Origin of the sequence: Mesorhizobium sp. M8A.F.Ca.ET.218.01.1.1 (genome assembly GCF_004791165.1) — a bacterium.
GTDB lineage: Bacteria > Pseudomonadota > Alphaproteobacteria > Rhizobiales > Rhizobiaceae > Mesorhizobium.
In genome coordinates this window covers 286,359-298,180 of sequence record NZ_SRUZ01000005.1, presented here as the reverse complement: position 1 = coordinate 298,180, position 11,822 = coordinate 286,359, and the positions used below count along the sequence as shown (strand labels likewise).

At 64.7% G+C, this 11,822-nt stretch carries 10 protein-coding genes; all 10 read right to left on the bottom strand.

All coding sequences use genetic code 11. The features are described from left to right. Window positions 1-11 precede the first annotated feature (11 nt). The 10 genes from EN861_RS20120 to EN861_RS20075 all read right to left on the bottom strand — a co-directional run bounded on the left by EN861_RS20120 (window position 12) and on the right by EN861_RS20075 (window position 11,821). Window positions 12-953: a TIM barrel protein gene (locus tag EN861_RS20120; RefSeq protein WP_135865200.1), complete on the bottom strand. Its 942-nt coding sequence runs from the start codon at window positions 951-953 to the stop codon at window positions 12-14. A gap of 48 nt (window positions 954-1,001) precedes the next feature. Beyond that, a complete protein-coding gene (locus EN861_RS20115; RefSeq protein ID WP_127276387.1) occupies window positions 1,002-2,519 on the bottom strand; it encodes a glycerol-3-phosphate dehydrogenase in 1,518 nt (505 codons plus the stop codon). Between the two features lie 40 nt (window positions 2,520-2,559). Continuing rightward, window positions 2,560-3,600, bottom strand: a complete 1,041-nt coding sequence (locus tag EN861_RS20110) for a 2-hydroxyacid dehydrogenase (protein WP_127276385.1) — start codon at window positions 3,598-3,600, stop codon at window positions 2,560-2,562. A gap of 10 nt (window positions 3,601-3,610) precedes the next feature. After that, window positions 3,611-5,164: an FGGY-family carbohydrate kinase gene (locus EN861_RS20105; protein WP_135865198.1), complete on the bottom strand. Its 1,554-nt coding sequence runs from the start codon at window positions 5,162-5,164 to the stop codon at window positions 3,611-3,613. Further along, complete coding sequence (locus tag EN861_RS20100; protein WP_135865196.1) at window positions 5,164-6,288, bottom strand: ABC transporter ATP-binding protein; 1,125 nt, start codon at window positions 6,286-6,288, stop codon at window positions 5,164-5,166. Before EN861_RS20100 ends, EN861_RS20105 begins: the two co-directional genes overlap by 1 nt. Continuing rightward, on the bottom strand, window positions 6,285-7,403 hold the full coding sequence (locus EN861_RS20095; protein WP_127276379.1) for an ABC transporter ATP-binding protein: 1,119 nt from the start codon (window positions 7,401-7,403) through the stop codon (window positions 6,285-6,287). Before EN861_RS20095 ends, EN861_RS20100 begins: the two co-directional genes overlap by 4 nt. Window positions 7,404-7,405: 2 nt before the next feature. Further along, a complete protein-coding gene (locus EN861_RS20090) occupies window positions 7,406-8,263 on the bottom strand; it encodes a carbohydrate ABC transporter permease (protein WP_127276378.1) in 858 nt (285 codons plus the stop codon). A 9-nt stretch (window positions 8,264-8,272) separates the two neighbouring features. Beyond that, window positions 8,273-9,196: a sugar ABC transporter permease gene (locus EN861_RS20085; RefSeq protein WP_127870623.1), complete on the bottom strand. Its 924-nt coding sequence runs from the start codon at window positions 9,194-9,196 to the stop codon at window positions 8,273-8,275. A gap of 159 nt (window positions 9,197-9,355) precedes the next feature. Next, window positions 9,356-10,801, bottom strand: coding sequence for an extracellular solute-binding protein (locus EN861_RS20080; RefSeq protein WP_127276374.1), 1,446 nt, complete (start codon window positions 10,799-10,801; stop codon window positions 9,356-9,358). A gap of 45 nt (window positions 10,802-10,846) precedes the next feature. Beyond that, complete coding sequence (locus EN861_RS20075) at window positions 10,847-11,821, bottom strand: sugar-binding transcriptional regulator (RefSeq protein WP_189343682.1); 975 nt, start codon at window positions 11,819-11,821, stop codon at window positions 10,847-10,849. Window position 11,822: the final 1 nt, after the last annotated feature.

Below are 11,822 nucleotides of genomic sequence, written 5' to 3'. Positions count from 1 at the left end.
CCTGTCCATTTCTATCCAGCGTTCGGCAGCAGGTCAGCCCTGCCGGTCTCGATGAAGGGCGCCCAATAGTCGACCGACTCGCGGATCATGGCGACCACCTGATGGTCGACCGGCTCGCGCTCGCGGAACGACAGTTCGAGGCAGATTTCGTTGTCGATGCCGCCGCCGCGCCGCACCGTTTCCAGCAGCTTTTCAGGCGTGATGCGGCCGTCCTGGTTGTGGGCTGCCGTGAACGGCCAGTGGCCGCCTTTGTTCATCGACGATTGCTTGATGTGAATGATCGGCGACTTCAGGGGGAAGGCTTCGGCCCAGGCATAGGGATCGATGTCGGCCGGGTTGGAGGAGGTGACGTCGCCATGGTCGATGTCGACCATCATCTCAAGCGGAATGGCCATTCCGGCCGCATCGATGGCATCCTGCAGCATGCGGCAGTTTTCGATGGTGTGGCCGAACTCGCGGCCGACCGACATCGGCTCCCAGAACAGGTAGGTCAGGCCCGCCGCCCGGGCGTGGTCGGCGACCTCGCGCCAGCAGTCCAGCGCGATGTCGAACAGGCGCGCGCGACGGTCGGGATCGTCGAAGTCGCGATGCGTGAAGATGGCGAACTGCGTGCCCATGCCGCCGGCGCCAAGCTCGGCCGAGACATCGGCGAAGGTCTTGAACCACTCGACATAGTAGCGGCGCACGTCAGCATCGGGATGGCCGAAATGGTTGAGTCGGCCATAGGGGCCCGTCATGCCTGAGGTGACGCGCACGCCGGTGCGGTTCAAGGCGTTGCGGAACAGGCGGACGAATTTGACGATCGTCGCCGCCGGCCAGCCTGGATTGACGAATTCATGCGTGAGCTGAATGTCCCTGATACCGATGCCGTAGGCAATAGTCTCGATCAGATCGTCCGGCTCCGCGAAGCGGTTGACCAGCGGATTGGTGTTGAGGGAGAGCGTGAAGGCCAAGGTCGCTATCCCTTCAACGCCGTCGCCGAACAGGGGCCATGAGCGCCATCAGCCTGCCCTCGCCTGCCGGCTCGCGCACCAATGCTCGAAGGCCGACTTCTCCTCGGCGGACAGATGCAGGCCGTGCTTGGTGCGCCGTTCGAGAATATCGGCCGCGTCTTGCGCCCATTCCTGTTCGAAGAGGTAGTTCGCCTCGCGCTCAAAGAAATCCTTGCCGAAGCACCGGCCCAGGGCGGCGAGCGAACGGGCGCCGCCAACTACGGACGGCGTTCTGGTGCCGTAGAGCCGGCCGTAATGCTTGAGCAGCGATGCCGGCATCCATGGATACTCATTTGCGAGGTCGCCGAGAAACTGCTCGAAGTCGGCATTGGCGATGTCGCCGCCGGGCAAATGCGCCTTCGCTGTCCAGGGCTTGCCCATCTTCGGAAAGAACGGTGCGATCCTGTCCAGCGCATGCTCGGCCAGTTTGCGGAAGGTGGTGATCTTGCCGCCGAAGACGGAGAGCAGCGGCGCCTGCGCCTCCGGCGCGTCGAGCTCGAAAATATAGTCGCGGGTCACCGCACTCGGATTGTCGGCGTTGTCGTCATAGAGCGGCCTGACGCCGGAGAAGGAATAGACCACGTCGTTGCGCGCAAGGCCGCGCTTGAAATAGCGGTTGACCACTCTGATGAGGTAATCGATCTCGCTCTCATCCGCGGTCACGTCCTCGGGCCGGCCTTCGTAGGGAATGTCGGTGGTTCCGATCAGCGCGAGATCGTTCTGGTAGGGATTGATGAAGATGACGCGCTTGTCGCTGTTCTGGACGAGATAGGCCTGCCGGCCCTCCCAGAACTTGGGCACGACGATATGGCTGCCCTTGACCAGGCGGACATTGCGCCTCGAGTTCTGGCCGGCAACGCGGTTGACGATGTCGTTGACCCAGGGACCGGCGGCATTGATCAGCGCGCGCGCCCGCACACTGGTCTTGATACCGGTCCTGACGTCGCGCATTTCGACGACCCAGAGGCCGCCCTCGCGGCGGGCGGCGGTGCAGGCGGTGCGGGTGAAGACCTTCGCTCCCCGTTCGGCCGCGTCGAGCGCGTTGATGACGACGAGGCGGGCATCGTCGACCCAGCAGTCGGAATATTCGAAGCCGCGCTTGAAACTGTCCCTGATCGGCGCGCCCTCGGGCGCGGTGCGCAGGTCAAGCGTGCGGGTGGCGGGCAGCCGCTTGCGGCCGCCGAGATGGTCGTAGAGGAACAGGCCGAGCCGCACCAGCCATGCCGGCCGGTCGTCCGGGCTGTGCGGCAGCACGAAGCGCATCGGCCAGATGATGTGCGGCGCCGATTCCAGCAGGACCTCGCGCTCGATCAGCGCCTCGCGCACCAGGCGGAATTCGTAATATTCGAGATAGCGCAGGCCACCATGGACGAGCTTGCCTGATCTCGAACTGGTGCCTTGGGCGAGATCGTCCTTTTCGCACAGGATGACCGAAAGCCCGCGGCCGGCGGCATCGCGCGCGATGCCGGCGCCGTTGACGCCGCCGCCGATGACGAAAAGGTCGACGATGTCAGGGCCGCCGCTCATCTCGTGTCCATGCCGGGTTTGCGCTCCATCGCCGTCGCTCTCAGCACGGATTGACCGGAGGCAGGCCGGCCAGGTAGCGGCGCACCTCCTCGGCGGCCTGCTCGGCGGCATAGGTCACCGTGCGCACCGAAGCGCCGGCGATATGCGGCGTCAGCGTCACGTTGGGCAGCTGCAGCAATGGCCAGTCCGATGGCACCGGCTCGACCGCGAAGGTTTCCAGCATGGCGCTGGCGATCTGCCCCGAAACAAGCGCCTCGTAGAGCGCGTCATAGTCGACCAGCGGACCGCGCGCGGTGTTGACGAAGATCACGCCAGGCTTCATCCGCCCGATTGTGTCCTTGCCGATCAGGCCGCGTGTCTCCTGCGTCACCCGCGAATGCAGCGTCACCACGTCGGAGCGCGACAGGAGATCGTCGAGCGCAACCAGTTCGACGCCGGCGTTGCGGTCCTCGGCGCTCAACTGCACATAGGGATCGCTGACCAGAACATGGCAGCCGAAGGCGCGCAGCAGGCGCACCACTTTCGTGCCGATATTGCCGTAGCCGACGACGCCGACCGTCATTTCGCCGAGTTCGCGACCGGTGCGGTCGGCACGGTAGAGATCGCCGCGCCATTCCCCCTTGCGCAGGGCTTCGTGGCCGACACGGATCAGCCGCGTTTCGGCCAGGATGGCGCCGATGGTGAACTCAGCCACGGCGGTGGCATTGCGGCCAGGCACGTTGACCACGGTGATGTCCTGCGCCCTGGCCGCTTCCATGTCGATGTTGATCGGCCCGCCGCGCGACACCGCCACCAACTTGAGATCAGGCAGGCGCCGCATCATGCTTTCCGACAAGGGCGCGAGCTGGGTGACGAGGACTTCGGCATCGCCGATGAAATCGACGACCTCGTCGGGATGGCCGAAGTACTCCTTGACCTTGTCGAGGCCGAGTGCCGGATTGCCGAACTCCATGGGCTCGTCGGGCCAAGCCGTCTGCAATGTCCTGATATCGAGGTCGCCGCTGGCGACCTTCTCGATTTTGGCGCGAAACACCTCCGGCAGCATGAAGTTGTCGCCAATGATCGCTATCTTTTTACGCATACTCGACTTCTCAATTTTCCTGCGATGTGGCCATGGCACGCCAGACCGGCCGCAGGGCCTGGTGCGCCAGCATGTAGGACGGAGTCATCCTGTCGTAGATCGCTGCGAGGGCCGGGTCGCTCGGCTCGGCCTCGCCGAGCAACGGCGTCACCCATTCGCCGACGCATTCGTCCATGGAGGCGTATTGGCCGACGCAGACCGCGGCGATCATTGCCGCACCGGCCGCACCGGCCTCCTCACGCGCGCTGGTGCGCGTGTCGGCGCCGATGGCCGCGCCCAGTATCTTGCGGAGCGCCGGGCTTCTGGCGGCGCCGCCGGTCAGGCGGATTTCGCGTGGCAGCGGCCCCATGGCGGCGTAGCAGTCGCGCGCCGCGAAGGCCAAGCCTTCGAAAACGGCGCGCACCAGATCGGCGTAGCCGTGCCGCGAGGAAATGCCGACGAAACCGGCCCTGGCATTGGCATCGACGAACGGTCCCCGCTCGCCGGCTTCCGACACGTAAGGCTGGTAGAGCAGCGAAGCCGGCCGCGAGGCCGCGATCCAGGCGTCGACCAGCGCGATCATCTCGCCATTGCTGCGGGTTATGCCTTGCGAGGCGAGAATGCCCGAGGCAAGCCCGAGCACCCAGTCGATGTTGAGCGTCGCCGCCATGTTGGACTGCATCTGTGCGAACACGCCGGGCGCCGGCATCGCCATGGTGTAGCCGGTCGCCGCCTCGTTGAGCTGCACATCGTCGGGCGTCTCGGCCAGCCGCATATGCATGCCGGTGGAACCGATGATCGAGCAGCCAGGCTTGCGCTCGCGGTCGAGAAGGCCGGCGCCGAGCGCGGTGCAGACGACGTCGACATAACCGAGCACGACAGGTGTCCCGGCGAGCATGCCGGTGACGGCCGCGGCGGCCGGCGACAGTCCGGTGCTGTGCCTGGTGCCGTCGACGATCGGCGGCAGCAGGTGCCTGAGATCGGCGACGCCGAGGACGTCGAGCACCTCGTCGCTATAATCGCGGGTGCGGAAGTCGCCGAAGGTGAAAGTCCCTTCGGACGGATCGGTGGCGCGCTCGCCGGTCAGCTTGAAATAGAGCCAGTCCTTGCAGTGGAAGGCGGTGGCCGCCTTGCCGAGCATTTCAGGCATGGTGCGCTTCATGAAGACGAACTGCGAGCCCTGCTGGCAGGCGGCGAGCCCGCTGCCGGTCTTTTCGAAACGGAGCCGGTCATCGGGCCGCGCGCGGATTTCCTCGACGACGCCGGCGGCGCGCGCGTCAAGCCAGAGCCAGCCCTTGGCCACCGGCTCGCCCTTGCCGTCGATCAGCCAGGTGCCGTCGCCCTGCCCGGTGACCGCAATGGCGACGGTCCGGCTGGCGAGATCGGGCACCTTGTCGGCGAGCTGGCGCAGGGTCGTGGCGGCATCGGCCCAGGTGCGCGCCAGATCCTGTTCGGCGCCGCCGCCCGGCAGCGTCTCATAATGGTTCGGCGTCGCCGCCGCCGCGATCTGGCGGCCCTTCGTGTCGAAGGCGATGGACTTGATGACAGAGGTGCCGGCGTCGATGCCGATGAATATGTCGCGCATCACGCGAGCTCCATGCCGTGCGAGATGGCCTTGCCGCTCGCCTGGTCGAAGACGTGCAGGTTTTTCGGGTCGATGCTGACATTGATGGGCGCGCCGAGGTCGAGCCGAGTGCGGTCATGCTCGACCAGGACCAGCGAGCCGCCGGCGAAATCGGCTGCGATGTGGGTCTGGTCGCCGAGCCACTGGTTGGCCGAGACCGTGGCCGGTACACCTTCCTTCGAGCGCCGAACCGCGTAGGGCCTGATGCCGATGACCACCCGTTCGCGGCTGAGCATCTGATCGCGAACCGGAGCGCTGAAGGCGTCCTTGTCATAGTCGAGCGACAGCCCGTCGGGCAGCCGCAGATTGATGCGGCCGGCGGCGGTCCCGACAAAGGCCTCGAAGACATTCATCGGCGGCTCACCGACGAAGGTGCCGGTGAACAGGTTCGCCGGACGCTCCTTGATCCTGTCCGGCGTGTCGAACTGCTGCAGCACGCCGCCCTCCATCACCGCGATGCGGTCGGCGAGCGCATTGGCCTCGGTCTGGTCGTGGGTGACCAGGATCGCGGTCAGGCCGCGCTCCTTGATGAAGTGCTTGATACGGCCGCGCAGCACGGCGCGAAGCTGCGGCTCGAGTTGCCCCATCGGCTCGTCGAGCAGATGCAGGTCGGCTTCCCGGATCAACGCCCGCCCAAGACTGGCGCGCTGCTGCTGGCCGCCCGAGATGGAACTGGGATAGCGCTCCAATATGTCCTCGATCTCCAGCAGCTTGGCGATGCTGGCGACCTTGGCGTCGACCTCGCTCCTGGGCAGCCTTGCGGCCTTGAGGGCGAAGGCCATGTTCTCGCGCACCGTCAGCGGCGGATAGAGCGAGTAGCCCTCGAAGGCCATCGCCACATTGCGTTTGACCGGCGGCAAGGTGTGGACCTGGCGGCCGGCGACCGCGATCGCGCCGCGCGAGACCTCCTCGAAGCCGGCGATCATGCGCAGGGTCGAGGTCTTGCCGCAGCCGGACGAGCCGAGCAGTGCCACGATCTCGCCCTTGCCGATCTCCATGGTCAGGCTCTTGACGGCGTGAACGCCCCTGTCGATCGGACCATAGAATTTGTCGACGCCTGAAATGGTGAGTGCGCTGGCGCTCATGCCGCTTCTCCGCTGCGCAGATTGACGATGTTCTTGGCGCCGATGCGCTCGCCACTGGCGTGATCGAACAGCAAGGCGCTCTTGCCGTCGACGGCGATATGGGCCTTGCCCTCGCTGCGGCCCGGCGTTCCGGCCGGACGCGAGACCAGGATTTCACGGCCGCGCACGGTGCGCACCAAGGTGACGATCTTCTCGTTGAGGGGCGTCTCGGCCTCGACTGTCACCGGAATGGCGCCGGGCTCGTTGTCGCCAACGAAATGCAGTGCCTCGGGCCGCAGCCCGATGATGCAGTCGCGGCCGATGGCGGTCTCGGGAGCATCGGTGAGATGGACCTGGACATTGGACAGGCCGACATAGACCCCCCTGGCATCCCGCGCGGGCTTGACGTCGAGCAGGTTGATGGTCGGGTCGCCGAACAGCCGCGCGATCTCGATGTTGGCCGGCTCGCGATAGATCTGCTCGGGCGTGCCGAGCTGCCGGATGACGCCTTGCGACATGACCGCGATGCGGTCGCCGAGCGCCATGGCTTCCTTGTAGTCCTGGGTGACGTAGACGACGGTGGCCCCGCGATCGGCGAGCAGCCGCGGCAGTTCGAGTCGCATCTCGAAACGTAGCTTGGCATCGACATTGCGCAAGGGATCATCGAGCAGCAAAAGCGGCGGCGAACCGACAAGGGCACGGGCAAGGGCCGTGCGTTGCTTCTGGCCGTTGGAGAGCGCGCGCGGCTTGTGGGAGAGCACATGGCCGATTTTCAACAGCTTGGCGACGCTCTCGACGCCGGCCTTGATCGCGCCTTGCGAGGAACGCTTGGCCTCCAGCGGCGTGGCGATGTTGTCGAACGCGCTCATATGCGGAAACAGCGCGAAATTCTGGAACGCCATGCCGACGCCACGGAATTCCGCGTCGACATCGGTCATGTCCTCGCCGCCGATGAATATTTTGCCTTCCTCGGGGTCGATGACGCCGGCGACGAGGCGCAGCAGCACCGTCTTGCCGGCGCCGGAAGGCCCGAACAGCACCAGCGTCTCGCCGTCGGCGACGGTCAGCGACAGATTGTCGAGGACGGTCTGACTCTTGTAGCGCTTGACGATATTTCTGAGTTCGAGGCTGGCCATGTCTATCCTTTCACCGCGCCGAGCGACAGGCCTTCGACCAGATAGCGCTGTGCGTAGAGGGCGAGCGCCAGCGTCGGCGTGATCGAGAGCACGATGGCCGCCGAGATCTGGCCGTACTGGATGCCTGACGAGGTGATGAAGGCGAGCGCACCGACAGTCACCGGCTGCTTGTCGGCCGAAGCCAGCACCAGCGCGAAGACGAAATTGTTCCAGGCGAAAATGAAGGCGAGCAGGCCGGCCGCCGCGATGCCCGGACCGGCGAGCGGCAGCGCGATCTTGCGGAAGGTGGCGAACCAGGAATGGCCGCCGATGCGATAGGCGTATTCGATGTCGGCCGGAATGTCCTCGAAATAGCCGCGCACGATCCACAGGATCAGCGGCAGGCAGATCAGCTGGTAGACCCAGATCAGCCCGATATAGGTGTTGGCGAGGCCGAGTTTCTGGAAATAGAGCGTCAGCGGCAACAGCACCAGCAGCGCCGGCGCGAACTTGAACGACAGCAACGTGAAGGCGATGTCCTCCGAGCCACGGAACTTGTGGCGCGCGAAGGCGTAGGCGGCCGGCACGCCGAGCAGCAGCGACACCGCAACCGAGGTCACCGACAGGAACACCGAATTCCAAAGGTTGCGCATGAAGGCGATGTCGAGCGTGCCCGCTGCGGTCATCAGCTTGCCGGTGATCAGCGCCGTGTAATTGGCGAGCGTCGGTTCGAAGATGAGCTGCGGCGGGATGCGCAGGATGGTCTCGTTGGTCTGGAACGACATCATGAAGATCCAGACGATCGGGAACATGAAGAAAATCACGACCAGCGTCAGCGCCGCGCCGCGCAGGATGCGTTCGAGCAAGGAGGTGTGTTCCATGGCCGCCTCCTATGCCTGGCCACGGGCGCGTTCGCGCAGCCGGAGCCAGTTCTTGATGAAGATGTTGGAGAGGAAATAGGTGATCGCCCACAGGATGATCATCAGCGCCGCCGAGCGGCCGACATTGGTCGACTGGAAGAAGTTGAGATAGGCCTCGACCTGGAAGACGGTCAGCGTGTCGCCCGGCCCGCCCTGGGTCATCGCGTAGATGATGTCGAACTGCTGGATGGAATCGAGCAGGCGGAACAAAGTCGCCGTCAGGATGTAAGGCGTCAGCATCGGCAGCGTGATGCGGAAGAAGACGAAGCTCCTCGGCACGCCGTCGAGGGCCGCCGCCTCGAAAGGCTGGGTCGGCAGGCTGCGCAGGCCGGCAAGCAGCAGGATCATGATGAAGGGCGTGTAGACCCAGATGTCGACCAGCACCACGGTGAACAGCGCCGTCGACGGCGACGAGGCCCAGCGGAAGTCCTGCAGCCCGATGAGGCTGGCGAGATAGCTCAGCACGCCGAAGCCGGGATTGGTCATCAGCTTCCACATCAGCGCCGCCAGTGCGGGCGCCGTCATCAGCGGCATCAACAGCATGATCGAGATGAAGTTGTTAAGCGTCGAGCGCTTCTGCAGCAGCAGCGCGATGGCGAGGCCCAAAAGCAGTTCCAGCACGACCGTGGTGCCGGCATAGAGCAGCGAGATCTTCAACGTGTTCCAGAACTTCGGATCGGTGAAGAAGGAGATGTAGTTGTCGCCCCAGTTGAACTGCCGCGCCCAGGGCTGGCTCAGCCGGTAGCGTTGGAACGAATAGACCACCGAGGTCAGGAACGGGATGAGGATGCCGATGCAGACCAGCAGAGCCGGCAGGCTGAGCACATAGGGCAGCACCCGCTTGCTGATCCTGAAGCCGGATGGCTTGAGCCTTTGCGATACCACCGCGGTCATCGAGCTGCTCCGTTGTTGCTGTCGCTTCGCCCTGCCGGCCGCCCAAGGGAGCAAGGCGGCCGGTCGGGCGAAATGGCGGTCACCTTTCGGCACCGCATCGCAAACATGAAAAGGTTTGACGAGGGCCGACCCGTCAAGCAGGCCGGCCCTCATTGCGACTTAACCGAGACCGGCTTCCTTGAGCTGGCCGTTGATGCTTTCGGCGAGCTTGTCGAGGCCCTCGTCGACCGGCACTTCCTTGGCCACCATCTTCTGCAGCGTCGCCGCCCATTCGGTGGTGAGGTCGAAGAACAGCGGCTGCGCGGTGAACTTGATCGAGGCGCCCGGCGCCGAGGCGTCGAACATCTCGACATAGCCGGGATAGCTCTTGTTCAGCTTCTCACGGAACATCTCGTCCTTCCACACCGATTGGCGGACCGGATTGACGAAGTCCATCTTGGTAGCGCCGAACAGCCCATGCTCCGGCCCGGAGGCCCATTGCATGAAGTACCAGGTGGCGTCCTTGTCCTTCGAGAAGTTGGACATCGCCAGCGACCAGATCCAGATGTTCGGTGTCGCCGCCTTGGCTGCCGGGTTGGCCTTGAAGCTAGCAAAAGCGAGCTTGCCGGCCATCTTGTTGTCGCCGCCATTCATGAAGTAACCGAGGATGTCGGCGTCGAAGATCATGGCCGAGGCGCCGGCGCCGAGATCGGTGCCGACCTGATACCAGGTATAGGTCGACCAGTCCTTGGGGCCGCTCTCCTGGATCATCTGAACCCATTGCTTGTGGAAAGCCTTGGACTGGGCGGTGTTCATCGCGGCCGACAATTTGCCATCGGCCGAGACGTTCAGGTCCTTCTGATCGAAATTGGCGTAGGCCGACAGGAAGCCGGGATGGATGGTCGCCCAGGAGCGCGAACCGCGCACGCCGATACCATAGACGCCACCACCGACATCCTTGGTGAGCTTGGCGGCCGCGGCCACCATCTCGTCCATGTTGCCGGGGATCTTGACGCCCGCCTTGTCGAACATGGCCTTGTTGTAGGTGATGTTGTTCTGCTCGAACCCCCACGGAATGCACCACTGCTTGGCATCATCCGAACCCAACGCGCCGCCCGGCTTGCCATTCCAGGCGCAGGAATTCTTGACGCCGGGCAGGAAGTCGTCCCAGGCATAGTTCGGGTTGGTCTTGGCCGGATCCTTGATCCATTCGTTGAGGTCGGTGATCCAGCCGGCTGGGCCGTAGGTCCAGGTCATGTAGGCGCCGGTCATGAAGGCGTCGTATTCGGGCGAGCTCGCCGACAGTGCCGCCGTCACCTTGTCGAAATAGACGTCTTCGGGGAAGACGTCATAGACGACGTTCATGCCGGTCAGCTTCTTGAAGTTCTCGAGGTCTGCGATCATGGCGTCGGCATAGGGATGCTTGTTGAGCAGGAGCTTGATGGTCTTGCCCTTGTGCGCCTGCCAGTCAAAGTCCGCGGCAAGCGCGCGGGTCTGGCCCAGATTGAGCAGCGTGCCGGCGGTGCCGGCGGCGAGGCCCATCGCACCCAGGCCCTTGATCAGTCCGCGACGGTCGACTTGTCCGCGCAGGAAGGCGTCTATGAGGTCTTTCTCTTTCTCATGCATTTCGTCTTCTCCTCCACAGGGTAGTTTCAACTGAACTGTTGCCGGCTACCCGACCGGCGTCTCTTCCACGAGCGATCGCGCCGTCCGCTCGTCCGTTATCAGGCCCTTGAGATAGCGCCCCTCCAGCACCGACTTGATGGCACGAACCTTGATCCTGCCGCCGGCGACGGCGACGATCCGGCGGCTGGCGATATCCTCGCGCGCCAGCGCCAGTGCCCGGTTGGAAACGGTCGTCGCCACTGCCTTGCCGGCTTCGTCGAAGAAATGGCCAAGCAATTCGCCGACACCGCCATTGCGGCGGATCTCCTCCATCTCGCCCTTCTCGATCATGCCGGTGGCGACCAGCGACGCCTCGCGTTCGGCGGTCCCGATGCCGGCGAACAACAGGTCGGCGGACCGCGCGAGATCGAAGACCTCGCTGATGCCCTTCTGGCCAAGCAACACGATGCGGTCCTCCGCCGTGTTGGCGAACATCGGCACCGGCATCACATAGGCTTCGGCGCCGGTGCGTTCGGCGAGACGATGGATGACGTCATGCGGATTGGCCGAGAATTTCCGCGTCAGGCCGCCGAGCAGCGAAACGAAACGGATCCGGTCGGTGGTGGTGCGCGGCAGATATTCGACGCAGGCCGCGAGCGTGCGGCCGTGGCCGACGCCGATCAGCGCCTGCTCGCCGCGCTCGATCTCGCGCTTGAGGAACTGCGCGCCGGCAATGCCGAGCGCCTTGAGCGGCAGGTCCTCGGAATCAAAATCCGGAACCACCTCGCAATAATCGAGGCCGTAGCGGCGGGACAAATCGTCCTCGAGCTCGACGCATTCCGACACTTCACCGTCGATATAGACCTTCACCAGCCCTTCCTGGTTGGCCTTGGTGATGAGGCGGTGGGCTTTGAGGCTGGTCAGCCCCAGCCGCTTGGCAACCTCTGACTGGGTCAGGCCGCCGGCGTAGTGAAGCCATGCGGCGCGCGCCGCCATGCTGGCGTCATCGTCGCGCAAGAGGCCATTTCCAAAACCAACCACG